The 26,610-nt window shown below is 70.5% G+C and carries 25 protein-coding genes; 9 read left to right on the top strand and 16 right to left on the bottom strand.

Annotated features, from left to right (window positions below; all coding sequences use genetic code 11):
- Positions 1-11: 11 nt before the first annotated feature.
- From GON04_RS09675 to GON04_RS09690, 4 genes are all read right to left on the bottom strand, one after another.
- On the bottom strand, positions 12-1,220 hold the full coding sequence (locus GON04_RS09675) for an acetyl-CoA C-acyltransferase (protein ID WP_157397686.1): 1,209 nt from the start codon (positions 1,218-1,220) through the stop codon (positions 12-14).
- 9 nt (positions 1,221-1,229) lie between these two features.
- Positions 1,230-3,629, bottom strand: a complete 2,400-nt coding sequence (locus GON04_RS09680) for a 3-hydroxyacyl-CoA dehydrogenase/enoyl-CoA hydratase family protein (protein WP_157398447.1) — start codon at positions 3,627-3,629, stop codon at positions 1,230-1,232.
- Positions 3,630-3,694: 65 nt separating this feature from the next.
- Positions 3,695-5,491, bottom strand: a complete 1,797-nt coding sequence (locus GON04_RS09685; protein ID WP_157397687.1) for an acyl-CoA dehydrogenase C-terminal domain-containing protein — start codon at positions 5,489-5,491, stop codon at positions 3,695-3,697.
- A 4-nt stretch (positions 5,492-5,495) separates the two neighbouring features.
- Positions 5,496-6,197 carry a TetR/AcrR family transcriptional regulator gene (locus GON04_RS09690; RefSeq protein ID WP_157397688.1) on the bottom strand — a complete coding sequence of 234 codons (702 nt, stop codon included), beginning with the start codon at positions 6,195-6,197 and terminating at the stop codon, positions 5,496-5,498.
- Between the two features lie 217 nt (positions 6,198-6,414).
- On the opposite strand from GON04_RS09690, the gene GON04_RS09695 reads away from it, so the two are divergent.
- The gene (locus tag GON04_RS09695; RefSeq protein WP_157397689.1) at positions 6,415-6,942 is read left to right on the top strand and encodes a c-type cytochrome; all 528 of its coding nucleotides are present in this window, start codon (positions 6,415-6,417) and stop codon (positions 6,940-6,942) included.
- A gap of 18 nt (positions 6,943-6,960) precedes the next feature.
- Here GON04_RS09695 and GON04_RS09700 read toward each other — a convergent pair whose 3' ends face one another.
- From GON04_RS09700 to GON04_RS09710, 3 genes are read right to left on the bottom strand one after another with little or no spacing between them, the layout of a single operon-like run.
- Positions 6,961-7,809: a fumarylacetoacetate hydrolase family protein gene (locus GON04_RS09700; RefSeq protein WP_157397690.1), complete on the bottom strand. Its 849-nt coding sequence runs from the start codon at positions 7,807-7,809 to the stop codon at positions 6,961-6,963.
- 31 nt (positions 7,810-7,840) lie between these two features.
- Complete coding sequence (locus GON04_RS09705; protein WP_157397691.1) at positions 7,841-8,587, bottom strand: SDR family NAD(P)-dependent oxidoreductase; 747 nt, start codon at positions 8,585-8,587, stop codon at positions 7,841-7,843.
- The gene (locus GON04_RS09710; RefSeq protein ID WP_157397692.1) at positions 8,584-9,321 is read right to left on the bottom strand and encodes an SDR family oxidoreductase; all 738 of its coding nucleotides are present in this window, start codon (positions 9,319-9,321) and stop codon (positions 8,584-8,586) included. Before GON04_RS09710 ends, GON04_RS09705 begins: the two co-directional genes overlap by 4 nt.
- 128 nt (positions 9,322-9,449) lie before the next feature.
- On the opposite strand from GON04_RS09710, the gene GON04_RS09715 reads away from it, so the two are divergent.
- The 6 genes from GON04_RS09715 to GON04_RS09740 all read left to right on the top strand — a co-directional run bounded on the left by GON04_RS09715 (position 9,450) and on the right by GON04_RS09740 (position 15,860).
- A complete protein-coding gene (locus GON04_RS09715; RefSeq protein WP_157397693.1) occupies positions 9,450-10,181 on the top strand; it encodes a FadR/GntR family transcriptional regulator in 732 nt (243 codons plus the stop codon).
- Positions 10,182-10,215: 34 nt separating this feature from the next.
- Complete coding sequence (locus tag GON04_RS09720; protein ID WP_157397694.1) at positions 10,216-11,193, top strand: sialic acid TRAP transporter substrate-binding protein SiaP; 978 nt, start codon at positions 10,216-10,218, stop codon at positions 11,191-11,193.
- Positions 11,194-11,257: 64 nt separating this feature from the next.
- Positions 11,258-11,854 (top strand): TRAP transporter small permease, encoded by a 597-nt coding sequence (locus tag GON04_RS09725; protein WP_157397695.1) that lies wholly within the window; start codon positions 11,258-11,260, stop codon positions 11,852-11,854.
- 25 nt (positions 11,855-11,879) lie between these two features.
- Positions 11,880-13,277: a TRAP transporter large permease gene (locus GON04_RS09730; protein ID WP_157397696.1), complete on the top strand. Its 1,398-nt coding sequence runs from the start codon at positions 11,880-11,882 to the stop codon at positions 13,275-13,277.
- Position 13,278: 1 nt separating this feature from the next.
- Complete coding sequence (locus GON04_RS09735; RefSeq protein ID WP_157397697.1) at positions 13,279-14,805, top strand: UxaA family hydrolase; 1,527 nt, start codon at positions 13,279-13,281, stop codon at positions 14,803-14,805.
- A gap of 2 nt (positions 14,806-14,807) precedes the next feature.
- On the top strand, positions 14,808-15,860 hold the full coding sequence (locus GON04_RS09740; protein WP_157397698.1) for a malate/lactate/ureidoglycolate dehydrogenase: 1,053 nt from the start codon (positions 14,808-14,810) through the stop codon (positions 15,858-15,860).
- A gap of 4 nt (positions 15,861-15,864) precedes the next feature.
- Here GON04_RS09740 and GON04_RS09745 read toward each other — a convergent pair whose 3' ends face one another.
- From GON04_RS09745 to GON04_RS09775, 7 genes are all read right to left on the bottom strand, one after another.
- Positions 15,865-16,668 carry a hypothetical protein gene (locus GON04_RS09745; RefSeq protein ID WP_157397699.1) on the bottom strand — a complete coding sequence of 268 codons (804 nt, stop codon included), beginning with the start codon at positions 16,666-16,668 and terminating at the stop codon, positions 15,865-15,867.
- A gap of 121 nt (positions 16,669-16,789) precedes the next feature.
- Positions 16,790-17,476, bottom strand: coding sequence for a ligase-associated DNA damage response endonuclease PdeM (pdeM, locus tag GON04_RS09750; RefSeq protein ID WP_181653973.1), 687 nt, complete (start codon positions 17,474-17,476; stop codon positions 16,790-16,792).
- A 13-nt stretch (positions 17,477-17,489) separates the two neighbouring features.
- A complete protein-coding gene (gene slmA, locus GON04_RS09755) occupies positions 17,490-18,143 on the bottom strand; it encodes a nucleoid occlusion factor SlmA (protein ID WP_157397700.1) in 654 nt (217 codons plus the stop codon).
- A gap of 101 nt (positions 18,144-18,244) precedes the next feature.
- The gene (locus GON04_RS09760; RefSeq protein ID WP_157397701.1) at positions 18,245-19,642 is read right to left on the bottom strand and encodes a sensor histidine kinase; all 1,398 of its coding nucleotides are present in this window, start codon (positions 19,640-19,642) and stop codon (positions 18,245-18,247) included.
- A gap of 35 nt (positions 19,643-19,677) precedes the next feature.
- Positions 19,678-20,379 carry a response regulator transcription factor gene (locus tag GON04_RS09765; protein WP_157397702.1) on the bottom strand — a complete coding sequence of 234 codons (702 nt, stop codon included), beginning with the start codon at positions 20,377-20,379 and terminating at the stop codon, positions 19,678-19,680.
- Positions 20,380-20,438: 59 nt separating this feature from the next.
- The gene (gene argB / locus GON04_RS09770) at positions 20,439-21,329 is read right to left on the bottom strand and encodes an acetylglutamate kinase (protein WP_157397703.1); all 891 of its coding nucleotides are present in this window, start codon (positions 21,327-21,329) and stop codon (positions 20,439-20,441) included.
- A 63-nt stretch (positions 21,330-21,392) separates the two neighbouring features.
- On the bottom strand, positions 21,393-22,328 hold the full coding sequence (locus GON04_RS09775; RefSeq protein WP_157397704.1) for an NAD-dependent epimerase/dehydratase family protein: 936 nt from the start codon (positions 22,326-22,328) through the stop codon (positions 21,393-21,395).
- Positions 22,329-22,377: 49 nt separating this feature from the next.
- Here GON04_RS09775 and GON04_RS09780 point away from each other — a divergent pair, with 49 nt between their 5' ends.
- Positions 22,378-23,439, top strand: a complete 1,062-nt coding sequence (locus GON04_RS09780; protein WP_157397705.1) for a CDP-6-deoxy-delta-3,4-glucoseen reductase — start codon at positions 22,378-22,380, stop codon at positions 23,437-23,439.
- Positions 23,440-23,452: 13 nt separating this feature from the next.
- Here the strand turns inward: GON04_RS09780 and GON04_RS09785 are convergent, their stop codons facing one another.
- Positions 23,453-24,454, bottom strand: coding sequence for an NAD(P)-dependent oxidoreductase (locus tag GON04_RS09785; protein WP_157397706.1), 1,002 nt, complete (start codon positions 24,452-24,454; stop codon positions 23,453-23,455).
- Between the two features lie 106 nt (positions 24,455-24,560).
- On the opposite strand from GON04_RS09785, the gene galU reads away from it, so the two are divergent.
- Positions 24,561-25,448: a UTP--glucose-1-phosphate uridylyltransferase GalU gene (gene galU / locus GON04_RS09790; protein WP_157397707.1), complete on the top strand. Its 888-nt coding sequence runs from the start codon at positions 24,561-24,563 to the stop codon at positions 25,446-25,448.
- Here galU and GON04_RS09795 read toward each other — a convergent pair.
- On the bottom strand, positions 25,429-26,598 hold the full coding sequence (locus tag GON04_RS09795) for a tetratricopeptide repeat protein (protein WP_198349244.1): 1,170 nt from the start codon (positions 26,596-26,598) through the stop codon (positions 25,429-25,431). The genes galU and GON04_RS09795 overlap by 20 nt on opposite strands.
- Positions 26,599-26,610: the final 12 nt, after the last annotated feature.

Genomic DNA, 26,610 nt, shown 5'->3' on the forward strand with positions numbered 1-26,610 from the left:
GGTGCGGACGCTCAGACGCGTTCGAAGATGCCGGCAGCCCCCTGGCCCATGCCGACGCACATGGTCACCATGCCGTACTTCAGATTCTTGCGGCGCAGCGCGTGCACCACTGTCGCCGACCGGATAGCCCCGGTGGCGCCCAGCGGATGGCCCAGCGCGATGGCGCCGCCCAGGGGATTGACCTTGGCCGGGTCCAGGCCGAGGGTGTTCAGGACAGCCAGCGACTGCGCCGCGAAGGCCTCGTTGAGCTCGATCCAGTCGAGGTCGTCCTGCCGCAGGCTGGCCGCCTTCAGCGCGGCGGGAATGGCCTCGACCGGCCCGATGCCCATGATGTGCGGCGGCACGCCGCGGCTGGCGAAGCTGACGAAGCGCGCCAGCGGCTGCAGGCCGAAGCGCTTCACGGCCGCTTCGCTGGCCAGGATGAGCGCACCGGCGCCGTCGGATGTCTGCGAGCTGTTGCCCGCCGTCACGCTGCCGCGGGCTGCGAACACCGTCTTGAGCTTGGCCAGCCCCTCCAGCGTGGTGTCCGGCCGCGCGCCTTCGTCGAGGGTCACGGTGCGGGTGCGGACGGTGACGTCGGCCGAGTCGAGGTCGACGGAGCGCTCGGCCACCTCGACCGGCGTGATCTCGTCGGCGAACTCGCCGGCCTGCATGGCGGCGACGGCACGCATGTGCGACTGGTAGGCGAAGGCGTCCTGCGCCTCGCGGCCGACCTTCCACTGCTGCGCCACCTTCTCGGCCGTGAGGCCCATGCCGTAGGCGATGCCGTAGCTCTCCAGGTCGTCCGGGTTGGCGAAGATCGCCGGCGAGAGCGACGGCGAGTTGCCCATCATCGGCACCATGCTCATGCTCTCGGTGCCGGCCGCGACCATCACGTCGGCTTCGCCGACGCGGATGCGATCGGCGGCCATCTGCACCGCCGACAGCCCTGAGGCACAGAAGCGGTTGACCGTGATGCCGCCCACGCTCCTGGGCAGGCCCGCCAGCACGGCGCCGATGCGCGCCACGTTCAGGCCCTGCTGCGCCTCGGGGATGGCACAGCCGCAGACGATGTCCTCGATAGCGCCCGGGTCCAGCCCCGGCGCCTGCGCCAGCGCCGCGCGCAGCGCGGTGGCCAGCAACTCGTCCGGCCGGGTGTGGCGGAAGAAGCCGCGGTGCGACCGCCCGATGGGGGTGCGGGTGGCGGCGACGATGTAGGCGTCTTGCACTTGTTTGCTCATGTCCTGTCCTCAGTTCCGCACCGGCTTGCCCGTGCTCAGCATCCCCAGGATCCGCTCCTGCGTCTTCGGGTGCTGCACCAGCTCGCAGAAGGCCTGGCGCTCCAGCGTCATCAGGTACTCCTCGCTCACCAGGGTGCCGGCATCGACGTCGCCGCCGGTCACCACGTGCGCGATCAGGGAGGCGATGCGGAAATCGTGCGGGCTGATGAAGCCGCCGTCGCGCAGGTTCACCAGCTGGCCCTGGATGGTCGCCTTGCCGCTGCGGCCCGCCACCGGGAACAGGCGCCGCAGTGGCGCGCGCCAGCCGCTCTCGGCCATGGACCGGGCCTCGGCGATGGTGACGTGCAGGAGTTCATCCTTGTTCGGCACGATGACGTCGCTGTCCAGCAAGTACCCGAGCTTGCGCGACTCCAGCGCGCTGGTGCCCACCTTAGCCATCGCCGCGGCGCTGAAGCCATCGGTGAGGAAGGGCAGCAGGTCCTTGTGCGCGGTCCGGGCCTGCAGCTCGGCCGCGCGGCGCGCGATGTAGGCCAGGCCGCCGGCACCCGGCACCAGGCCCACGCCCACTTCTACCAGGCCGATGTAGCTTTCCATCGCGGCCACCCGGCGCTGCGAGTACAGGGCCAGCTCGCAGCCACCGCCCAGCGCCATGCCGCGGATGGCGGAGACCACCGGCACGCTGGCATAGCGCAGCCGCAGCATGGTCTGCTGCATGAAGCCCTCGGCGTCCTCGACCGCCGCCACGCCCACCGCCATGAAGGCGGGCAGCAGCGCCTGCAGGTCGGCGCCGACCGAGAACGGCTCGTCGCCCGACCAGATCACCAGGCCGGTGAACTGCTGCTCGGCGGTCTCGACGGCCTGCTGCAGTCCCTCGCACAGCTCGGGGCTGATGGCGTGCATCTTGGTCTTGATGCTGGCAATGAGCACCTGGCCGTCGAGCGTCCACAGTCGGATGGTCTTGTCCTCGTGCAGCGTGTGCCCGGCACTGTCCCAGCGCGGCGCGCCGCTGCCCAGCACGGCCTCGGGGAACAGCTGGCGCTGGTGCACCGGCAGCAGGCGGCGCGGCTCGAACCGGCCGCTGGTGGGGTTCCACGACCCCTCCGGCGTGTGCACCCCGCCGGCCTGCGCGACCGGCCCCTGGAACACCCACGCGGGCAGCGGCGCGGTCGACAGCGCCCGGCCGGCGTCGATGTCCTCCTGGATCCACTGCGCCACCTGCAGCCAGCCGGCCTCCTGCCACAGCTCGAACGGGCCCTGCTGCATGCCGAAGCCCCAGCGCATCGCGAAGTCGACGTCGCGCGCCGTCTCGGCGATCGCGGCCAGGTGCACCGCCGCGTAGTGGAAGCTGTTGCGCAGGATGGCCCAGAGGAAGCGCCCCTGCGGCCCCTCGGCGTGGCGCAGCAGCCGCAGGCGTTCGGCCGCCGGCTTGCGCAGCATGCGGCCGTACACCTCGTCGGCCTTCTGGCCGCCCGGCACGTAGGTCCGGCTGTCCAGCTCGAAGCGCAGGATGTCGCGGCCGACCTTCTTGTAGAAGCCGGCCTTGCTCTTCTGGCCCAGGTGGCCCATCTCGAGCAGGGCCTGCAGCACCGCCGGCGTGCCGAAGCTGGGGTAGAACGGATCGGCGTCGGCGTCCAGGTTGTCCTGCAGTGTCCGGATCACGTGCGCTAGGGTGTCCAGGCCCACCACGTCGGCCGTGCGGAAGGTGCCGCTGGAGGCGCGCCCCAGCTTCTTGCCGGTGAGGTCGTCGACCACGTCGTACGACAGGCCGAAGTTCTCGACCTCGCGCATCGTCGCCAGCATGCCGGCGATGCCGACCCGGTTGGCGATGAAGTTGGGCGTGTCCTTGGCGCGCACGACGCCCTTGCCGAGCCCGCGCACGACGAAGGTCTCCAGGTCGTCCAGCACCTGCGGCAGCGTCGCCGGCGCGGCGATCAGCTCCACCAGGTACATGTAGCGCGGCGGGTTGAAGAAGTGGATGCCGCAGAAGCGCGGCCGGATGGCCTCGGGCAGCGCCTCGGCCAGCCTGGTGATCGACAGGCCCGAGGTGTTGGACGCCACGATGGCGTGCGGCGCGAGCGCCGGCGCCATCCGGCGGTACAGGTCGAGCTTCCAGTCCATCCGTTCAGCGATGGCCTCGATCACCAGGTCGCATTCGCCCAGCAGGTCCAGGTGCTCCTCGTAGTTGGCCTGCTGGATCAGGGCGGCGTCCTCGGCCACGCCGAGCGGCGCCGGCTTGAGCTTCTTCAGCCCCTCGACCGCCTTGGCCACGATGCCGTTTTTCAGTCCTTCCCGGGCCGGCAGGTCGAACAGCACCACTGGCACCTTCACGTTGACGAGATGGGCGGCGATCTGCGCCCCCATCACGCCGGCGCCGAGCACGGCCACCTTCTTCACCCGGAACCGGTTCATCGCGCTGGCCGCGTCGCCGTGGGTCGCGCCGGCCGTGGCGCGTTCGTCGAGTTGCTGATCCATGGTCAGGCCAGCGCCTCCTGGGTGTCGAGCAGCACCCGGGCGCCCGAGCGCGCGGTGCGCATCAGCATCGCCGTCTCGGGGAACAGGCGGGCGAAGTAGAAGCGCGCCGTCTGCAGCTTGGCCTGGTAGAACGGGTCGGCGTTGCCGGCCGCGATCTCGCGCAGCGCCACCTGTGCCATCCGGGCCCACAGGTAGCCGAACACCAGGTGGCCGGCCACGCGCAGGTAGTCGACGGCCGCGGCGCCCACCTCGTCGGGATTCTGGAACGCCTTGAAGCCGATCTCGGTGGTGAACTTGGTCATCTGCTCGCCCAGGGCGGCGATCGGGTTGATGAACTCGGCCATCTTCTCGTTCACGCCCTCCTCCTCGACCAGCTGCGCCACCAGCTTGCCGAACTTCTTCAGCGTCGCGCCCTGGTTGCCCAGCACCTTGCGGCCCAGCAGGTCGAGCGACTGCACGGTGTTCGTGCCCTCGTAGATCATGTTGATGCGGTTGTCGCGCACGTACTGCTCCATCCCCCACTCCCGCACGAAGCCATGGCCGCCAAACACCTGCATGCAGGCATTGGTGGCGACGTGGCCGTTGTCGGTGAGGAAGGCCTTGACGATGGGGGTGAGCAGCGCCACCAGCTCCTCGGCCTCCTGGCGCACCTTGGCGTCCGGGTGGTGCAGCTCGCGGTCGATCAGCAGCGAGCAGTACATGGTGAGCGCGCGGCCGCCCTCGGCGTAGGCCTTGGCGGTGAGCAGCATCTTGCGCACGTCGGGGTGCACGATGATGGGGTCGGCCGGCTTGTCCTTGGCCTTGACGCCGCTGAGCGAGCGCATCTGGATGCGGTCCTTGGCGTAGGCCAGGGCGTTCTGGTAGGCCACCTCGGTCAGGCCGAGCGACTGCATGCCGACGCCGATGCGGGCGGCGTTCATCATCACGAACATGGCCTGCAGGCCCTTGTTCGGCTCGCCCACCAGCGTGCCCACCGCGTCCTCCAGCACCAGCTGCGCCGTGGCATTGCCGTGGATGCCCATCTTGTGCTCCAGGCCGCCGCAGTGGATGCCGTTGCGCGCGCCCGGCGAGCCGTCCGGGTTGACGTGGTACTTGGGCACGACGAACAGGCTGATGCCCTTGCTGCCCTTGGGCGCGTCGGGCAGCCGGGCCAGCACGAGGTGGACGATGTTCGGCACCATGTCGTGCTCGCCGGCCGAGATGAAGATCTTGTTGCCGGTGAGGCGGTAGCTGCCGTCCGGCTGCGGTTCGGCCCTGGTCCGCAGCATCCCCAGGTCGGTGCCGCAATGCGGCTCGGTCAGGCACATGGTGCCGGTCCACTCGCCGCTCACCAGCTTGGGCAGGTAGACCTTCTTCTGCTCGTCGGTGCCGTGCGCATGCAGCGCCTCGTAGGCCCCGTGCGACAGGCCCGGATACATGGTCCAGGCCTGGTTGGCCGAATTCAGCATCTCGTAGAAGGCCTGGTTCACCACGATGGGCAGGCCCTGGCCGCCGTATGCCGGATCGCACGACAGCGCCGGCCAGCCGCCTTCGATGAAGCGGGCGTAGGCCTCCTTGAAGCCGGTGGGCGTGGTCACCTCATGGGTGGCGGTGTCGAGCGTGCAACCTTCCTCGTCACCGCTGCCGTTGAGCGGGAACGTCACCTCGCTGGCGAACTTGCCGCCCTCCTCCAGGACGGCGTTGATGGTGTCGGCGTCGACCTCCGCGTAGCGCGGCATGGCCTGGTACTCGTCGGCGACCTTCAGCACTTCGTGCATCACGAACTGCATGTCGCGCAGGGGCGGGGTGTAGGTGGGCATGGGTTCAGTCCTTGGGGGATTTGCTGCTGCGGGCCCGCGCGGGCGGGTCGGGAATGTCGGCGCCCAGGCGGCGCAGGATGTTGTCGAAACCGGTGTTGGCGCGGACTATGCAGCCCGGCGTGCGCAGGAAGCGCGCCTCGTAGTGCAGGGCCAGGATCAGGCCGTGGATCTCGAACAGAACCTGCTCCTCGTCCACGTCGGCATGCAGGTGCTTCTCTTCCTTGGCGACCGTGATGGCCCGCTTCATGGCCGCGTGCCAGGTCGACACCGAACTGGCGAGCGCGTCGCGCACCGGCCCCGGCCGGTCGTCGAACTCGACCGCGCCGCTGATGTAGATGCAGCCCGAATCGAGTTCGACCGAGGTGCGTGCCATCCAGTTGCGGAACAGGGCCCGCAGGCGCGGCAGCCCGCGCGGCTCGGCCATGGCGGGGTAGAACACCTCATCCTCGAAGCGCGCGTGGTACTCGCGCACCACCGAGATCTGCAGTTCCTCGCGCGAGCCGAAATGGGCGAACACGCCCGACTTGCTCATCTGCGCCACCTCGGCGAGGGCGCCGATGGACAGGCCCTCGAGGCCGATCTGCGTGGCCAGGCCGAGCGCGGCATCGACGATGGCGGCCTTGGTCTGCTGGCCCTTCTGCAGCGCGCGCCCGTCGCGCTCGCGCGGTGCGCGGGCCGGCTTCAGGGAGAACTCGGAAACGGACATGGGCAGGAGGAATGAAACGAACGGTCGTTCTATTTTGCAGGCATTCGGGCCGCCGGACGATGCGGTCTGCCCCATGAGGTGTCGCGCGCGATACAGGTGGACCCGGCCGGGCTGCGGGCATCGGCGCCCGCAGGCATGCACCATCAGGACAGGACTACACGGGTGGCCGGCGCACGTGTCGAGACTGGGACATCCTGCCCATGCTCCCGGAGATTCCATGAAACCGATCGCACTTGGCGCGGCACTGGCCAGCGCCTGCCTGCTCGCCGCCTGCGGCAAGGCCGAGGACCCCTCCAGCGCCAAGGGCCCGCCCGCAACGCCGGGCAGCACGGCGGCCACCGCGCCGTCCGGCACCGGCACGCCGCCGGGATCGGGTGCGAGGTCGAGCTCGACGACTGCTTCCACCACGGCCCCGACGGCGCCCACTGCGCCTGCTGCACCCACCTCCACGGCACCGGGCGCACCCGGCGGCCCGGCCACGATGGGCGCCGCCGCCGACGGCCAGAAGGTGTATGCGGCCACCTGCGTGGCCTGCCATGGCGCGGGCATCGCCGGCGCGCCCAAGATCGGCGACAAGGCCGACTGGGAACCGCGGGTGGCCCAGGGCAAGGACACGCTGTACCAGCACGCCCTCCAGGGCTTCCAGGGCAAGAAGGGCGTCATGCCCCCCAAGGGCGGCAACACGGCGCTGCCCGACCCCGAGGTGAAGGCGGCGGTCGACTACATGGTGTCGCAGGCCCGCTGAAGGCCCGCGCCCCGAGCGTCAGGCCTTGAAGCCGACGACCTGCTGCCGCTGCTCGCCCAGGCCCTGGATGCCCAGGGTCATGACGTCGCCCTTCTTGAGGAAGCGCGGCGGCTTCATGCCCAGGCCGACGCCGGGCGGGGTGCCGGTCGTGATGACGTCGCCGGGCAGCAGCGTCATGAACTGGCTGACGTAGCTGACCAGGTGCGCGGCGCCGAAGATCATGGTCTTCGTGTTGCCGGTCTGCATCCGCTCGCCGTTCACGTCCAGCCACATGTCCAGGCGCTGCACGTTCTCGATCTCGTCGGTGGTCACCAGCCAGGGGCCGATGGGCCCGAAGGTGTCGCAGCCCTTGCCCTTGTCCCACTGCGGTCCGCGCTCGAGCTGGAACTCGCGCTCGCTGACGTCGTTGATCACGCAGTAGCCGGCCACGTACGACAGCGCGTCCTTCTTGGACACGTAGCGGGCGCGGCTGCCGATGACGATGCCCAGCTCGACCTCCCAGTCGCTCTTGACCGAGCCCTTGGGCAGCATCACGTCGTCGTCCGGGCCCTGGATGCAGCTGGTGGCCTTCATGAACACCACCGGCTCCTTGGGGATGGGCATGCCGGACTCGGCCGCGTGGTCGGTGAAGTTCAGGCCGATGGCGATGAACTTGCCGACGTTGGCCACCGGGCACCCCATGCGCGGCTTGCCGCGCACCAGCGGCAGCTTGGCCGGGTTGGCCTTGCGGATCTTGGCCAGCACCGCCGGCGCCAGCTGCGCCGGCCCCAGCTCGGGCACCACCGCACTGAGGTCGCGCAGCTTGCCGTCGGCATCGATGAGGCCGGGCTTTTCCTTGCCCGGGTTGCCATAGCGAACGAGTTTCATCGGTTCTTCTTTCTTCCGTTGTCGAGGGATTTCAATACGTGGCGCGGCCGCCGGAGAGGTCGAACACGGCGCCGGTGGAGAACGAGCACTCCTCGGTGCACAGCCAGCCGACCATGGCGGCGATCTCCTCGGGCATGCCGAAGCGGCCCATCGGGATCTTGCTCAGCATGAACTGGATGTGCTCGGGCGTCATCTGGTCGAAGATGGCCGTCTTCACCGCCGCCGGGGTCACGCAGTTGACCCGCACGTCGACGTCGGCCAGTTCCTTGCCCAGCGACTTGGTCAGGCCGATCACACCTGCCTTGCTGGCGCTGTAGGCGCTGGCGTTCGGGTTGCCGTCCTTGCCGGCGACCGAGGCGATGTTGACGATGCGGCCGTAGCCCTGCTGGCGCATCAGCGCCGCCACTTCGCGGCAGCAGTGGAACACGCCCAGCAGGTTGACCTCGAGCACCTGGCGCCAGGCCTCCGGCGGGTAGTCCCAGACCCTGGTGTTGGGGCCGGTGATGCCGGCGCTGTTGACGAGGGCGTCGATGCGGGCAGCCTGCGCGGTGGTGCGCCGGACCGCCTCCTGCACCGACGCGAAGTCGGCCACGTCGACGTGGATCGCCCGCGCCTTGCCACCCAGCGTGAGGGCCGCCTGCTGCGCAGCGGCCTCGTCACGGTCCCAGAGGGACACGGTGCCGCCGGACTGCACCAGGCGCTGCGCGATGGCGTAGCCCAGGCCGGTGGCGCCGCCGGTGATGACCGCATGCCGGCCCTGGAAGTCGAGCTGGTTCAAATCGTCATCCCCCCGTCGGCGGCGTAGGCCTGGCCGGTGACGAAGGCGGCCTCGTCGCTGGCCAGGAACACCACCACCGGCGCGATCTCGTGCGCCTGCGCCAGCCGGCCCATCGGCTGGCGGGCGATGAAGTTCTTGCGCGCCTCGACCGGGTCGTCGTAGGCGTTGATGCGGTCCTGAAGCGACGGCGTGTCCACCGTGCCGGGACACACCGCATTGCAGCGCACGTTCTGGCCGACATAGTCGGCGGCGACGCTCTTGGTCAGGCCCAGCACGGCCGCCTTGCTGGCGCCGTAGATGAAGCGGTTGGGCAGGCCCTTGATGCTGCTGCACACGCTGGCCATGTTGATGATGCTGCCGCCGCGGCCCTGCTCCAGCATGCGCGGAAGCACGGTCTGGATGGCCCAGAACTGCGCCCGGGCATTGAGGTTGAACGCGAACGCCCAGTCGTCGTCGTTGGCCTGCAGGATGGTGCCGTTGTGCACCACGCCGGCGCAGTTGAACAGCACGTCGACGGCCGGCATCTCGCCCACCACGCGGGCGATGGCCGCCTTGTCCAGGACGTCGAGCCGCCTCGCCGTCACCCGCTCGACCCCCGCGAAGCCGGCCAGCAAGTCCTCGTTGACGTCGGTCGCCCACACCTGCGCGCCCTCCGCCGCCATGGCCAGCGCACTCGCGCGGCCGATTCCCTGACCGGCCGCGGTGACCAGCGCGGTCTTGCCCTTCAAACGCATCGGTGCCTCCTGTTCGCGCCTGCCCACGGGTTTTGCCGGATGCGCGGGACAGGCGCGGGACGGATATTAATTGGCCTGACCACTTGGCCAGTCATGGCGAACCCTTAGTGGCTGGCCGCCCCCCAACGATGCCACTGCAAGCCGTCGAATCGCAACGCCTGTACCGGCAGATCGCCGAGCAGTTGCGTTCGCTCATCGGCAAGGGCGAGTTCGACACCGGCAGCCGCCTGCCGGCCGAACGGGACCTGGCGCGCCAGCTGGGCGTGAGCCGCCCCTCGGTGCGCGAGGCGCTGATCGCGCTGGAGGTCGAGGGCCTGGTGGAAGTGCGCATCGGCTCCGGCGTCTACGTGCGCCCGCCGGCCGGCGCCAGGCTGAACAGCAAGCCCCCGGGCCACGCCGCCACGGCCGCAGCCGCCGAATGGGGCCCGCTCGAACTGATGCGGGCGCGCGAACTGGTCGAGGGCGAGGTCGCTGCGCTGGCCGCGCGCCACGCGCGCAAGGCGCAGATCGCGGCCATGGCCGAGGCCCTCCAGCAGATGCGCGATGCCGCCGCGGCCGGCATCGTCCCGCGCGAGGGCGACGGCGCCTTCCACTCGGCCATCGCCGCTGCCTGCGGCAACGGCGTGCTGCACGACACCGTGGTGAGCTACTGGGACGCGCGCAGCGGCGTGCTGTTCGAACGGATGAGCGACTACTTCGAGAACGCGGCCTCGTGGAGCGCCGCGATCGGCGAGCACGAGCAGGTGCTCGAGGCCATCCGGCAGCACGACGACAACGCCGCCCGCGCCGCCATGCAGCACCACCTGAAGAAGGCCTATGCCCGTTACAGCGCGAGCTGGCGCCGCGCCAACAGTTCCTGACGCCAGAACCCCCAACGACAAAGGAGACAGACCGATGCACAAGCGACTCACCCTGAAACTCGTCGCCGCCTGCGCCCTCGCGGCCGCGGTGGCCGCGCCCGCGTTCGCACAGACCAAGCTCAAGTGGGCCCACGTCTACGAGACCTCCGAGCCGTACCACAAGTGGTCGGTGTGGGCCGGCGAGGAATTCAAGAAGCGCACCAACGGCAAGTACGAGATCCAGGTGTTCCCGGCTTCCAGCCTGGGCAAGGAAAGCGAGATCAACCAGGGCCTGCAGCTGGGCACGGTGGACATCATCCTGACCGGCGCCTCGTTCGCAGCCACCTCGTTCCCGCGCCTGGCGGTCAGCTACTACCCGTTCACCTTCCGTGACGCCGACCACGTCATCAAGTACAGCAAGAGCGACGTCTTCAAGGAGCTCGCCGAGGGCTACAAGAAGGCCACCGGCAACACCGTCACGGCGCTCACGTACTACGGGGCCCGCCACGCCACCAGCAACAAGCTGTTCAAGACCTGCGACGAGATGAAGGGCCTGAAGATGCGGGTGCCCGACGCGCCGGCCTACACCGCCCTGCCCCGTGCCTGCGGCGCCAACCCGACGCCGATCGCGTTCGCCGAGGTCTACCTGGCGCTGCAGAACGGCACCGTCGACGCGCAGGAGAACCCGCTGCCCACCATCGAGGCCAAGAAGTTCTTCGAGGTGCAGAAGAACATCATCCTGACCGGCCACATCGCCGACTCGCTGCTCACCATCGTCTCGCCCACGTTGCTGGGCAAGCTGTCGCCGGCCGAGCAGAAGATCCTGGTGGAAGTCACGCAGGAAGCCGCGGAGAAGGCCACCAACGACATCCGCAAGCGCGAGGGTGAACTGGTCGACGAGTTCAAGAAGAAGGGCGTGAACGTCGTCACCGTCGACCGCAACGACTTCCAGCAACGCGTGCTCAAGGCCATCAGCTTCGAATCGATGAAGCTGGACAAGAAGGACTGGGACCGCGTCGTCGGCCTGAAGTAAGCCGCGACCGACCAGAGCCCCGGGCCGGCACGGCCCGGCCGCCCCCTTGCAGGAGACTCAAGCGATGTCAGCCGACCTCGGAACCGCTGCCACCAGCAGCATCGACGACATGCCCCGCGTCATGGGCGACGACGGGGAATTCCATGCCCAGGACGAAGCCGTGGTGCTGTCCGGCACCCCGCCGGAGGCCTGGGTGGCGCTGGCGTTCTTCTGGATCCTGGGGAGCGTGGTGTTCTACCAGTTCATCACCCGCTACGTGTTCAACGACTCGGCCGCCTGGACCGAGGAGATCGCCCGCTACCTGCTGATCGCCACCGTGTTCACGGGCGCGACCATCGGGGTGGTCAAGAACAACCACATCCAGGTCGACTTCTTCTACCGCTACATGCCGGCCGGCTTCAGCCGGCTGCTGGCCACGGCCGTCGACGTGCTGCGCATCACCTTCTTCGCGGCGGCCACGGTGCTGACGGTGATGATGATGCTCAAGCTGGGCAGCAACTCGCGCATGACCATGGTCGACCTGCCGATGAACTACGTGTACGGCGTCTGCCTGCTCGGGTTCGCGGCCATGGCGGTGCGCTCGGTGCTCGTCGCGCGCACCCACTGGCGGCGCGGCTACTCCGTGCTGGAGCGGCCGGAATCCACCATGGACGACCGCTGAACCCCCGCCCACGAGAAGAACACCCATGCTCAAGATCATCTTCCTCGGCCTGATGGCCAGCGGCCTGCCGGTGGCCGTCGCGATGGCCGGCTCGGCCCTGCTGTTCATCCTGCTGTCCGACAGCACCCTGCCCGGCTTCGTCGTCATCCACCGCATGGTCAGCGGCATCGACAGCTTCCCGTTGCTGGCGGTGCCGTTCTTCATCCTGGCCGGCAACCTGATGAACAACGCCGGCATCACCAACCGCATCTACAACTACGCCCTGGCGCTGGTGGGCTGGCTCAAGGGCGGGCTGGGCCACGTCAACGTGGTCGGCTCGGTGGTGTTCGCCGGCATGAGCGGCACGGCCATCGCCGACGCCGCCGGCCTGGGCACCATCGAGATCAAGGCCATGAAGGATCATGGCTACGAGACCGAGTTCGCGGTCGGCGTCACCGCCGCCTCGGCCACCCTGGGCCCCATCATCCCGCCGTCGCTGCCCTTCGTGATCTACGGGATGATGGCCAACGTCAGCGTCGGCGCGCTGTTCCTGGCCGGCATCCTGCCGGGCGTGCTGATGGCGGTGCTGATGATGCTCACCGTTGCCTACTTCGCGCACAAGAACGGCTGGGGCGGCGACATCGCCTTCGAATGGGGCCGCCTGGGCAAGGCCGTCGGCGAGACGGCGGTCGTGGTCGGCTGGCCGCTGGCGCTGTGGCTGCTGATCGTGAAGGCCGGCCTGCCCGCGCAGGCCACGGTGGCCGCCGGGCTGGTGGTTCTGTTCGGCATGGACCGCGTGTTCCGCTTCCAGGCGGTGCTGCCGATCATGACGCCGGTGCTGCTCATCGGCGGCATGACCACCGGCCTGTTCACCCCCACCGAAGGCGCCATCGCGGCCTGCATCTGGGCCATGGTGCTGGGCTTCGCCTGGTACCGCACGCTGACCTGGAAGATGTTCGTGAAGGTCTGCCTGGACACCGTCGAGACCACCTCCACCGTGCTGCTCATCGTCGCGGCGGCCAGCATCTTCGGCTGGATGCTCACCGCCACCGGCGTCACCGCGGCCATCGCGCAATGGGTGCTGGCCTTCACCAAGGAACCCTGGGTGTTCCTGCTGCTGGCCAACGCGCTGATGCTGTTCGTCGGCTGCTTCCTGGAACCGACGGCGGCCATCACGATCCTGGTGCCCATCCTGGTGCCGATCTGCCAGCAGCTGGGCATCGACCTGGTCCACTTCGGCCTGGTGATGGTGCTCAACCTGATGATCGGCCTGCTGCACCCGCCCATGGGCATGGTGCTGTTCGTGCTGGCGCGCGTGGCAAAGTTGTCGGTCGAGCGCACGACGATGGCCATCCTGCCGTGGCTGGTGCCGCTGCTGCTGTCGCTGGGCATCATCACGTACTTCCCCAAGCTGGTGCTCTGGCTGCCGAAGATGTTCTACTGACATGACCCCCTTCATCCGCCTCCATCCCCAGGACGATGTCCTGATCGCCCGCTCGCAGCTCGTGGGCGGCACCACCGTCGAAGGCGTCCAGGTCCGCGGCCTGGTGCCTCCCGGCCACAAGGTCGCCCTGCGCGACATCGCTCCGGGCCAGCCGGTGCGCCGCTACAACCAGATCATCGGTTTCGCCAGCAAGCCCATCGCGGCCGGCGACCATGTGCACACGCACAACCTGGGCGTGGGGGCCGAAGGCGGCGCCTTTGCGCGCGACTACGCCTTCGGCGCCGACGTCAAGCCCGAGCCGGGCCGCCGCGAGGCCACCTTCCTGGGCATCCGGCGCGCCGACGGCCGGGTCGCCACCCGCAACTACATCGGCGTGCTGTCCAGCGTCAACTGCTCGGCGACCGCCGCGCGCGCCATCGCCGACCACTTCTCGCGCCAGAGCAACCCGGGTGCGCTGGCCGACTATCCCAACATCGACGGCGTGGTCGCCCTCACCCACGGCACCGGCTGCGGCATGGACACCGAGGGCCTGGGCATGCAGCTGCTGGAGCGCACGCTGGCCGGCTACGCCACCCACGCGAACTTCTGGGGCGTCGTCGTGGTCGGCCTGGGCTGCGAGGCCAACCAGATCAACGCCTGGCTGGCGCACAGCAGCCTGCGCGAAGGCGACACGCTGCGCGTGTTCAACATCCAGGACACGGGCGGCACCCGCAAGACGGTCGAGAAGGGCATCGCGCTGGTGCGCGAGATGCTGCCGGCCGCCAACCGCGTCAAGCGCGAGCCGTGCGGCGCCGAGCACATCACGATCGGCCTGCAATGCGGCGGCTCGGACGGCTACTCGGGCATCAGCGCCAACCCGGCGCTGGGCGCCGCGGTCGACCTGCTGGTGGCGCACGGCGGCACGGCCATCCTGTCGGAGACGCCCGAGATCTACGGCGCCGAACACCTGCTCACCCGCCGCGCCGTCCGGCGCGACGTGGGCGAGAAGCTGATCTCGCGCATCAAGTGGTGGGAGGACTACACCCGCATCAACTCCGGCGAGATGAACAACAACCCCTCGCCCGGCAACAAGGCCGGCGGGCTGACCACCATCCTGGAGAAGTCGCTCGGCGCCGTCGCCAAGGGCGGCACCACCAACCTGCAGGCGGTGTACGAGTACGCCGAGCCGGTCACGGCGCACGGCTTCGTCTACATGGACACCCCCGGCTACGACCCGGTCAGCGCCACCGGCCAGGTGGCCGGCGGGGCCAACATGATCTGCTTCACCACCGGGCGCGGCTCGGCCTACGGCTGCGCGCCATCGCCCTCGCTCAAGCTGGCGACCAACAGCGCGCTGTGGCAGCGCCAGGAAGAGGACATGGACATCAACTGCGGCGAGATCATCGACGGCACGTCGTCGGTGCAGCAGATGGGCGAGCGCATCTTCCGGCTGGTGCTGGCCACCGCGTCGGGCGAGCACAGCAAGAGCGAGCGTCACGGCTACGGACAGAACGAGTTCGTGCCGTGGCAGGTCGGGGCGGTGATGTAGCCATGGCCATCACCCTGTCCCCGCAGGAACTCGAGGCGCGCGTCGACGCCATCCTCCGAGCCGCCGGCAGCAGCGCGGCCGAGGCCCGGACCGTGGCCGCCAACCTGGTGCTGGCCAACCTCTCGGGCCACGACTCGCACGGCGTCGGCATGGTGCCGCGCTACGTCGACGCGGTGCTCGAAGGCGGCCTCAAGCCCAACACCGCCGCCCGGGTCACGCTCGACGCCGGCGCGCTGCTCAGCGTCGAAGGCGGGCGCGGCTACGGCCAGGTCGTCGGCGAACAGGCGATGCAACTCGCCATCGAACGCGCGAAGAGCCTGGGCAGCTGCATCCTGGCCCTGGCCCATGCGCACCACCTGGGGCGCATCGGGCATTTCGCCGAAATGGCGGTGGCGCAGGGGCTGGTGTCGGTCCACTTCGTCAACGTGCTGTCGCGTCCGGTGGTGGCGCCGTTCCAGGGCGGCGACGGCCGCTTCGGCACCAACCCGTGCTGCATCGGCGTGCCGCTGGCCGGTCGCGAGCCGTTCGTGCTCGACTTCGCCACCAGCCGGGTCGCGCAGGGCAAGATGCGCGTCGCCCACAACGAGGGCCGCCGGATCGAGCCCGGCACCCTCATCGACGAGGACGGCCGCCCGACCACCGATCCCGGGGTGGTCGTGGTGCAGCAGCCGCGCGGTGGCTTCGGCGCCCTGATGCCCTTCGGCGAGCACAAGGGCTATGGCATGGCCGTCGCCTGCGAGCTGCTGGGGGGCGCGCTCACCGGCAGCGGCACCTGGCACCGGCCGGCCGACGCCGCCCGGGCCGTGCTCAACGGCATGTTCACGGTGCTGGTCGACCCGGTGAAGCTGGGCACGGCCAACGCCTTCGCGCAGGAGGCGCTGGCCTTCGTCGACTGGCTGCGGCAGAGCCCCGCCGCGGCCGGCACCGACGGCGTGCTGCTGGCCGGGGAGCCCGAGCGCGCCGCCCGCGCCGAGCGCGCCCGCGACGGCATCGCCATCGACGACACCACCTGGGCCGAGATCCAGGCCGCCGGCCGGAAGGTCGGGCTGGCCTAGCCGCTCACGGCAGGAACGCCGACCAGGGAACGGTCGCCGTCCTGTCGGTGACGCCGTCCCGGTTGTCGTCGAAGGTCGCGCTGATGCTCGGGCCCAGCACCAGGGTGGCACCGAACGGGCTGGCCACCTGCAGGGTCTGGCGCGTGACGTCGCCGATGATCTGCCAGTCGACGGCGCCCGGCAGGCGCATCACCAGGTTGTCGAGCGTGCCGGCCAGCACGGTCGCGTCCAGGCTGGGCAGGGTCTCGCCGCCGGCCCGCACCAGCGCCCGGCGGAAGCCGGCCGCGTCGGTCACCGACTGGTACTGCGTGCCCACCACCCGCTCGGTCGCGCTGCCGTAGCCGTAGCGCGCGGTCGACAGGTCGATGGTGGCCGCCAGCTGGCAGACCGTCCCGGCCGGACAGGCGCCGCTCGCGCCGAAGCTGGAGCTCGTGACGGTGAACCGCCAGGTGCCCGCGTAGACCAGCGTGTCGTCGGTGCGCAGCCGGCAATCCGCCGGGGACAGCTCGGCCGTCGTCGCGGTGACCTTGCGCACCCGGATCGTGCCGCCGCCGGCGCAGGCGCTGGTGACGTCCACCCCCGACGGCCCTTCGATGACGGAGTAGCCGTTGGACGCGGCCAGCATGCGCTCGACACCGGCCACGGCGTCGAACAGGCTGACCGCCGTGACGGTGCGGTCGGCGGACGGGTCGGCCACCGCCAGCGTGCGGCCGGGGTCGGTGCCGGTGGCCACGCCGCCGCCGCAGCCCGACAGGCATCCCAGGGCCAGTGCGGCCGCGACCGCGGCCACCAAGCTGTTGCGCTGCATCGCCTTGCTCCCGTCCGCCGGCGGGCGGACCCCCAACCATTGGAGCGGCGGCCGACAGCCGCGCTTGTGGGCCGCCGCCGCATCTTGCGCAGCTTGCCCGCCGACGCTCAGCCGTGGGCGCTCAGTCGGACGGCACCGGCGGCAGCGCGCGCACCGTCCCGTCGGCCACTGGAAAGATGCGGTCGCCCGCGGCCGGCTCGATGCGGTGCATGCCGGTGAAGCTGCCGAAGGCCGGCAGCACCCCGACCGCCCGTCCGGGCTGCGCGCCGCTGTCGTCGCCGAGCCAGAAACAGGGCAGGCGCAGGCGCTCGAAGGCGCGACCGCGCACGCTGACGCAGGGGTGCCAGTGGCCGGCCAGCACGTAGGCGCCGGCCACCGGCTTGGGGTGGTGGCACAGGGCGAAGGGGCCGAGGCGGCACGGCTCGTCGCTGGCGGCGATGTCCAGGTCGGGCGGCGGGTCGCCGGCGCGGTCGTCGTGGTTGCCGCGCACCAGCCGCAGGCCGAGCGCCGGCTGGCGGCCCCGCCACTGGCGCAGGCTGGCCAGGGTGTCGCGCGCATGCGAGCGGGCCGAGTGCAGGAAGTCGCCGAGGAACACGACCTGGCGGGCGCCGGTCTGCGCGACGGCGGCATCCAGCGCCGCCAGGGTGGCGCCGGTGGTGGCCTCGGGCACCGGCACGCCCAGCATGCGGTAGCTCACCGCCTTGCCGACATGGGCGTCGGCCACCAGCAGGGTGTCGTGGCCGGGCAGGAACAGCGCGCCGCTCGGATGCAGCAGCACGTCCTCGCCGGCGAGGCGGACCTGCAGCACGCCCGGGAATCCGCTAGAGCATGCAGGCGAGGCTGGCGTCGAGGTGCTCCGACGGGCTGCGGCGGAATCCCGAGCGGGCGAAGCGCTGCAGCCGCCCGACCACGAACGCGGTGAGCATGGAGGCGCGCACCTGGGCGTCCAGCGTCGGCGTGGCCGAGCCCTCGCTGTCGGCGGCGCCGCGCAGGCTCTGGCGCAGCGTGGCCTCGATCTTGTCGAAGAACTGGTTCATGCGCTGCTGCAGCCGCTCGTTCTCGTAGACCAGCGCGTCGCCGACCATGACGCGCGTCATGCCGGGGTTCTTCTCGGCGAACTGCACCAGCATGGCGACGATGCGGGCGGCCTGGCGGGCGCCGGTGTCGGCCTCGCCGTTGCCGGCGCGCTCCTGGATCTGGTTGACCAGGGTGAAGACGCTCTGCTCGATGAATTCGATCAGGCCCTCGAACATCTGGGCCTTGCTGGCGAAGTGGCGGTAGAGGGCCGCTTCGCTGACGTCCAGCCGGGCTGCCAGCGCGGCAGTGGTGATGCGGTCGGCGCCGGGCTGCTCCAGCATCATGGCCAGCGCCTGCAGGATCTGGACGCGCCGCTCGCCGGGCTTGGGGCGCTTGCGGGGAACCGCCGCTGCGGGTGCAACGGGACTGTCGGGGGAGCTGATCTCGGCGTCGGGCATGGCTGGACAACGGATGGGTTGAAACCATTCTCGCACACCGATGGGCAGGGTTCTCCCGCACGCTGCCCTGTGAAGGCGCGGCCTTGCGCCCAAGTGCGCACTTACAACGAGGCGAAGGGAAGCCCGCGCTGGAGCGGCAGCGTGACCCGCAACCCGCGGCCGCCGTCGCCCGCGCCCAGTTCGAGCTGGCTGTGGTGCACGCGGGCGATCTCCTGCGCGATGGCCAGGCCCAGGCCGTTGCCCTCGCCGACCGTGCCCTGGACCCGGTAGAACCGCTCCAGCACCCGGGCGCGCTCGTGCGGCGGCACGCCGGGCCCGTCGTCCTCCACCTCGAGGAAGGCGCCGGTGTCGCGCCGGCCGCAGCGGATGGTGACGGTGCCGCCATCGGGCGTGTAGCGCACCGCGTTGTCCACCAGGTTGGACAGCAGCTCGCGCAGCAGCCACTCGTGCCCCATCACCTGAACCGGTTCGGCATCCAGCCCCAGGTCCAGCCGCTTGGCCGAGGCGGCGTCCAGGTGCGCCTGCAGCATGTCCTCGCAAAGCGCCTTCAGGTCGACCCGCTGCATCGGCTGCGACTGCATGGTGCGGGCGTCGGCGCGCGACAGCGCCAGCAGCTGGTTGGCCAGCTGCGAGGTGCGCCGGGTGGCGCTGCGCAGCTTGTAGACCTGGTCGCGCTGCAGCTCGACGGCGCCGCCGCGGCCGGCCGCATTGGCCGCCTGCGCCCAGGCCTCGACCTGCGCCTGCAGGCCGGCCAGCGGCGTGCGCAGCTGGTGGGCGGCATCGGCGACGAAGCGGCGCTGGCTTTCGGCCTGCGCGTTGACCAGGCCGAACAGCCGGTTGAGCGATTGCACCAGGGGCCGCGCCTCCTCCGGCGAGGCGTCCTCGTCGATGGCGCTCAGGTCGCGCGGCGACCGGCGCTCGACCGCGTCCTTCAGGTCGAGCAGCGGCTTCAGGGCGCGCTCCACCGCCCAGCCGACCGCGAACGCCGCCGCCGCGATCAGCACCAGGTTGGGCAGCAGCACCTTCAGCACGATGGAGCGGGCCCACTGCTGGCGCGGGTCCGAGCCGTCGGCGATGGCCACCACCACCTCGCCGATGACGGTCTGCTGACGCTGGCGGACGATGCGGAAGGTGACGCCGCCATCCTCCTCGCTGTGGAACTCGGGCTCGGCATCGCTGGGCGGCAGCGAGGCCAGCCAGTGCTCGCCCACCAGCAGCTGGCCGTCGGGGTCGGTCAGGCTCCAGGAGGCGAAGCCGCCCCGGTCGTTGAGGAACTGCTCGAGCGCCGGCGCCAGCAGGATCACCGGCGGGCCGCCGGCGCGGGCGCCCTCGGCGATCACCGAGTCGGCCACCAGCGGCACCAGGGCCGCCAGCCGCTTGTCCTGCTGCAGCGCGACGTTGTCGGCCGAGCGGTAGTCGAACCAGGCATTGAGCAGCGCCAGCACGACCAGCGGCGCCAGCAGCATGACCAGCAGCCGCCGCCGCAGGCCGGACAGCATGCGGGTCCCGCCGCGGCGGCGCGGCCAGCGGACCATCACGGCGCCGTGGTGCCCTGCAACTCCAGCCGGTAGCCGAAGCCCCGGATCGAGCGCAACGCGACCCCGTGCGGCTCGAGCTTGCCGCGCAGGCGCGAGATGTAGACCTCGACCGCGTTGGGCGTGATCTCCTTGTCCCAGCCGGTCAGCGCCTGCAGCAGCTTTTCCTTGCTGGCCGGCTTGGGGGCGTGGATCAGGAGGTATTCCATGACGGTCCACTCGCGCGGGCCGAGCTCGATGGCCACCTTCTGGCTGCCGCGGGTGGCACTGGCGCGCCGGTTGGCCGTGTCGAGCTCGATCGGGCCGAAGCTGAGCACGGCGCTGGTGGCCGCCTGCGAGCGCCGCAGCAGCGCTCGCAGCCGCGCCAGCAGCTCGGGCAGCTCGAACGGCTTGACCATGTAGTCGTCGGCGCCCAGGTCCAGGCCCTGCACCCGGTCCTGCAGGGCGTCGCGGGCGGTGAGGATGAGCACCGGCATCTGCCGGCTGGCCATCTCGGGCTTGCGCAGGCGGCGGGTCAGTTCCAGGCCGTCCATGTGCGGCAGGCCGATGTCGATGATGGCGGCGTCGAACGGCTCGGTGCGCAGCACTTCCTCAGCGCGCTCGCCGCTGCCGACCCAGTCGACCGCGTAGCCGGCATCGGTGAGGCCCAGCTTGATGCCGCTGGCGACCATCACGTCGTCTTCCACCAGGAGCAGCCGCATGTCAGTTCACCGCCATCCGGCTGCCTGCCCGCTGGTGGCGGGGGCATGTCGGGACAGAGTCATTTCGACCGGATCATCGTCCCGTAGGCCTGGTCGGTCAGGATCTCGAGCAGCATCGAGTGCGGCACCCGGCCGTCGATGATGTGGACCGAGTTCACGCCGCTCTTGGCGGCGTCGAGTGCGCCGCTGATCTTGGGCAGCATGCCGCCCGAGATGGTGCCGTCGGCGAACAGGGCGTCGATCTCGCGGGCGGTCAGGTCGGTGAGCAGCCGGCCGTTCTTGTCCAGCACGCCCGGCGTGTTGGTCAGCAGCACCAGCTTCTCGGCCCGCAGCACCGTGGCCAGCTTGCCGGCCACGACGTCGGCATTGATGTTGTAGCTCTCGTTCTCGTCGCCAAAGCCGATCGGGCTGACCACGGGGATGAAGTGGTCCTCCAGCAGCGCGCGCACCACGCCGGGGTCGATCTCGACGATGTCGCCCACCTGGCCGACGTCGTGTTCCTTGGAGGGATCCTTGTTGTCGACCATCCGGAGCTTGCGCGCCCGCATCAGGCCGCCGTCGCGCCCGGTCAGGCCCACGGCCCTGCCGCCGGCCTTGTGGATGAAGCCCACGATGTCCTGCTGCACCTCGCCGGCCAGCACCCACTCGACGACCTCCATGGTCTCGGCGTCGGTCACGCGCATGCCCTGGATGAATTCGCCCTTCTTGCCGAGCCGGTTGAGCGCCTGCTCGATCTGCGGGCCGCCGCCGTGCACCACCACCGGGTTCATGCCCACCAGCTTGAGCAGCACGATGTCCTCGGCGAAGTCGGCCTGCAGCTCCGGGTCGGTCATGGCGTTGCCGCCGTACTTGATCACCATGGTCTTGCCATGGAACTGGCGGATGTAGGGCAGCGCCTGGGCCAGGATCTCGGCCTTGTCACGCGCGGCGATGTGGGAGACGTCGGTCATGGAGGTGGAAAAGCGGGGGATTGCGCAAATTGTGCCCTAGCGGGTTGACCGCCTCCGGCCGGGTCAGCGCCCCGGCGCGAGCAGCCCGGTGTGCACGGTGGGATAGCGCAGTTGCACGCGCAGTTCACGCTTCAGTCGCGTGTTGTCCAGGCGGCGCGACTCGCCCATGAAGCTCAGGAGCATGAGCGGCAGTTCATCCTGCGCCGTGCTGCGGGCCACCCGCGGTGGCCGCGGCAGCCGGTACAGGTCGGCCGCCAGGTCGAAGTAGTCGCCCATTTTCAGTTCGGAGTCGTCGCTGGCGTGGACCACGCGCAACGGCCGCCCGCGCCACAGCGCCGCCACGACGGCCCGGGCCAGGTCGTCGGCATGGATGTGGTTGGTGTAGACGTCGTCCTGCGCCACCAGCACTGGCGTGCCCTTGCGCAGCCGCTCGCGCGGGGTGCCGCCTTCGCGATCGGGCGCGTAGATGCCGGGGATGCGCAGGATGCTGGCGCGCACCTGGGCGACGCGGCCGAAGTGGCGCACCGCGGCTTCGGCATTGACGCGCCGCTGCGCCCGCGGCGTGGCCGGGGACACCGCCCGCGCCTCGGTGACGCGCGCACCGCCGCAGTCGCCGTACACCCCGGAGGTCGAGCCGTAGACCAGCGATGCCGGCGGCGTGCGCAGGCGCAGCGCGGCCAGCAGGGCCGTCGTGCGGGCATCGCGCCACCAGGCCTCGTCGCCCTCGGCCGGTGGCGGCGCCAGGTGCACGACGCGCGTGCCCAGCGCGGCCAGCCGCGCCAGCGTCGCCGGCTGGTCGAGGTTGCCCTGCAGCGGCACGATGCCCTGGGCCCGCAACCCGGCCACCCGCTGCGGCGAGGAGGTGAGCGCGAGCAGGCGCACCCGCGGCCCGAGCGCGCGGGCGACGCGCAGGCCGACGTCGCCGCAGCCGACCACGAGCACGCGCTCGCGCCGGAAGCGCGCCGGCAGCGCGCCGAGGGGGGTCTGGTTCGAAGGCAAAATACGAAGTGAAACGCGTGAAGACCAGCTTCGACAGGATAACCAACCCATGACCAGCGCCCCGGCCGCCGCAGGCCCGTTCCAGGTGACCGTGCAGCCCAGCGGGCGCGCCTTCACCGCCAACGCCGACGAGTTCCTGCTGGCCGCGGCCATCCGCCAGGGTATCGGCCTTCCCTACGGCTGCAAGGACGGCGCCTGCGGATCCTGCAAGTGCAAGAAGCTCGAGGGCGAGGTGCACCACCGCGTCCACCAGAGCAAGGCCCTGACGGCCGAAGAGGAAGCCAACGGCTACGTGCTCACCTGCAGCGCCGTCGCCCTGTCCGACGTGGTGCTCGAATCGCGCCAGGTCACCGACGAGAGCGCGTTCCCGATCAAGAAGATGCCCTCGCGCGTGCTGGCGCTGGAGAAGAAGTCGCACGACGTGATGGTGGTCAAGCTGCAGCTGCCGGCCAACGACACCATGCGCTACCACGCCGGCCAGTACGTGGAGTTCATCCTGCGCGACGGCGCACGCCGCAGCTACTCGATGGCCAACGCGCCGCACAACGGCCCGCATGTAGAACTGCACATCCGCCACATGCCGGGCGGCAAGTTCACCGACCACGTGTTCGGCGCCATGAAGGAAAAGGAAATCCTGCGCGTGGAGGGCCCCTACGGCAGCTTCTACCTGCGCGAGGACTCCGACAAGCCCATGGTGCTGCTGGCGTCGGGCACCGGCTTCGCGCCCATCAAGGCCATCATCGAGCACCTGCAGTTCAAGGGCATCGACCGGCCGGCGGTGCTGTACTGGGGCGGGCGGCGGCCGGCCGACCTGTACCTGGACGACTGGGTCAAGGCCAAGTGCGCCGAGATGGGCAGCCTCACGTACGTGCCGGTGGTCTCCAACGCCCTGCCCGAGGACGACTGGACCGGCCGCACCGGGTTCGTCCACAAGGCGGTGATGGAGGACTTCCCGGACCTGTCGGCCCACCAGGTGTATGCCTGCGGCGCGCCCATCGTGGTGGATTCGGCCCGGGCGGAGTTCGCCGAGCGCTGCGGTTTGCCGGCCGAGGAGTTCCACGCCGACGCCTTCACCACCGAGGCCGACAAGCACAAGGACGTCGGCACCTGAGTACCGCGCCGGCTCAGCGGATGACGACGGGTTCGGTGCCGGACGTGCGCCGGCCCTCCAGGTCCATCATGCCGGTGGGCGTGCCCTCGAAGCCCGAGTGGGGCGCCGTCAGCGTCTCGTGGATGCGATGGGCCAGGTACCAGCTGGCGCGCAGGCGCGCCTCGCGTGTGAAGGAACCCAGGCGCGGCGTCAGGTACAGGTTCTCGCAGCTGTGCAGCGGGGTGCCACGGGAAGCGAAGCCCGCCTCCGCGCCGTCGAGCATGGCGGCCTCGATGCGCCCGTCGTCCAGCGCGGCCGCCAGCGCCGCACCGTCGAACAGTTGCGATCGGCTGGTGCCCACCCAGATCTGGCCCGGCTTGCAATGCGCCAGCAGCTTGGCGTTGACGAAGCCCTGGTAGCGCGAGGCGTACATCACCTGGACCGACACGGCGTCCGCGGCGCCCATCATCTCCTGCAGCCCGACCGGCTGGATGTTCAGGCGCGCCCAGACCGGCGCGGTGTGGTGGATGGCCGGGTCATACCCGACCAGGCGTGCACCGAGCGAGTGCAGCATCATGGCCAGCGCATGGGCCGAGGGCGCCAGCCCCAGGATGCCGACGACGCTGCCGTGCAGTTCGCGGCCCAGCCGCACCTCGCCGTGGCGCTGGCCGGCCAGGGTGGTGCCGATGCCGCGCCGGAACAGCAGCAGCAGCGCGGTGAGCAGGTACTCGGCGTTGGAGCGCACGTTGGCGGCGTTGGCCTGGATGACACGGACGCTGCGCTCGCGGCAGGCTTCGAGGTCGGTGTTGTCGGTGGCGCCGTGCAGGCGGGCGACGGCCTTGAGCAGGGGCGCGAAGTCGAGAAACTCGCGCGTGATGACCATCTTGCGCGGCAACACCAGCGCCTGGGTGTTGTAGATCGCCTTGCGCAGGCCGCTGGGGTCGGTGGCGAGATCGGGCCGGAACTCGACCGAATGCCTCTCCTGCAGCCACTTCTGGGCCTCCGGGACAAGTCGTTCGACCAGTAAGATGTCCAACCGAGTTCCGCCTTTGTCCGACAGGAAGATCAGCCGATGCGAACAGATGAGACGGCTGGCTCGTGAAAAACTGCGCGGACTTTAACCAGAAACACCTCTCCAGTCGATGAAAAATGTCACGAGGATCAACAAGGCCGTGTTCCCGGTCGCCGGCCTTGGCACCCGATTCCTGCCCGCCACCAAGGCAGCTCCCAAGGAGATGCTCCCCGTCGTCGACAAGCCGCTGATCCAGTACGCGGTCGAGGAGGCCTACGAGGCCGGCATCCGGCACATGATCTTCGTCACCGGCCGCAACAAGCGCGCGATCGAGGACCATTTCGACACCGCCTACGAACTCGAGCACGAGCTCGAGGCCAGCGGCAAGAAGGAATTGCTGGAGCTGGTGCGCTCTCTCACGCCCGAGGACATGTTCTTCTCGTTCGTGCGCCAGCCGCGCGCCCTGGGCCTGGGCCACGCGGTCCTGTGCGCCGCGCCGCTGGTCAACGGCGACCCCTTCGCCGTGCTGCTGGCCGACGACCTGATGTGCGGCCCGGACGGCGGCCCTTCGGTGATGGGGCAGATGGTCGAGCAGTTCGCCCGCACGCCCACCTGCATCCTGGCGGTGCAGGAAGTCCCGCGCGACCACGTCAAGCGCTACGGCATCGTGGCCGGCGACAAGGTGGGCGATCACCTCATCAAGGTCAACCAGATGGTGGAAAAGCCCAGCCCCGAGAAAGCGCCCTCGCGCATGGGCGTGGCCGGCCGCTACATCCTCACCCCCGCCGTGTTCGACATGATCCGCTCCAATCCGCGCGGCGCGGGCGGCGAGATCCAGCTCACCGACGGCATCGCCCGCCTGATCGACACCGAAGGCGTGCACGCCTACGAATACAAGGGTCGCCGCTACGACTGCGGCAGCAAGCAGGGCTTCCTGGAAGCGACGGTCGACTTCGCTCTCAAGCACCAGGAAGTCGGCGCCGATTTCCGCGAGTACCTCAAGGCCCTGAAGGCCTGACCGGCGGGGCCGCCACGCGGTCCTGCACTTCGGCCGCCAGCGACCGCCGGAAGAACCCGGGCCGGTCGAGCAGGCGGCCCGCCAGCGCCGGCACGCCGTCGGCGCTGGCCTCCCCGGCCATGACGGCGCGCGCATAGCGGGCCGTGACGCAGGCCGGGTCGAGCTTCAGCGCGGTGCGCAGGGACGCCTCGGCCGCCTCGGCATCCCCGCCCAGCGCCTGGGCCAGCCCGACCGCGCCGTGGCTCTCGCCGAACGCCGGATCCAGGAACAGCGCCCGTTCGAACGCCCGCAGTGCCGCCTCACGATCGCCCGCCAGCAGGCAGGCCCACCCCAGCCCGTGCCAGGTACCGATGTGGCCGGGCATGCCGCCGATGGCGCGCTGGAAGCGCAGCCGCGCCTGGCCTGTATCGCCACGCTGCAGGCTGGCCATGCCAGCCAGGGACCAGGTGCGTCCTTCCGCCGGCCGCGCGGCCAGTGCCCGGTCGATGAACGCCTCGGCCGGCGCGTCCTGGCGCCGCAGGAGGGCCAGACTGGCCAGGGTGAGCAGCGCGTCCGCATGGGCGGCATCGGTTGCCAGCGCAGCCTGCGCCAGTCGCTCGGCCAGGTCGAGTTCCCCCGCGTCCCAGGCCAGCACGCTGGCGACGCCTTGCCCCGCCGGTTGCAGTCGGCCCGCCGCCTCCTCGCCCACAGTCCACTCGAGGGCAGCCTGGTGCCGGCCAGCCTGCTGCAGCGTCCTCAGCCACAGGACCTGGAGCGAGGCCAACACGGTCGGCTCGAGCGGGGGATCGTCCGCGCCCGCCAAGTGCGGCCGCAACAGGTCCAGGCAGTGGTCGGTCTGGCCGGCCTGGTGCGCGATCCAGGCCAGGTCGTGGTTGACCACGGCCGCCGGCGCACCGGCTGCGCGGGCCCGCGCCAACAGTGCCCGCGCCGACGGCACATCGCGTTGCGCCAGTCGGACCTGGGCCAGCCGGTGCAACCACGCCCCGGCCTCGGCGCCGTCCGCCACGCCGGCCTCGGCATGCAGGGCCGCGGCGTCGAGCCGCCCGGCGCCGCGGGCCGCTTCGAAGGCGGACAGGCGCAAGGCGGCATTGCCCGCATCCTGCCGCAGCCAGCCCTCCAGCAGGGCGAGACGGGCGGTGGCCGGTGTCATGGGCGACATGCG

Source organism: Ramlibacter pinisoli, assembly GCF_009758015.1.
Lineage (GTDB): Bacteria > Pseudomonadota > Gammaproteobacteria > Burkholderiales > Burkholderiaceae_C > Ramlibacter > Ramlibacter pinisoli.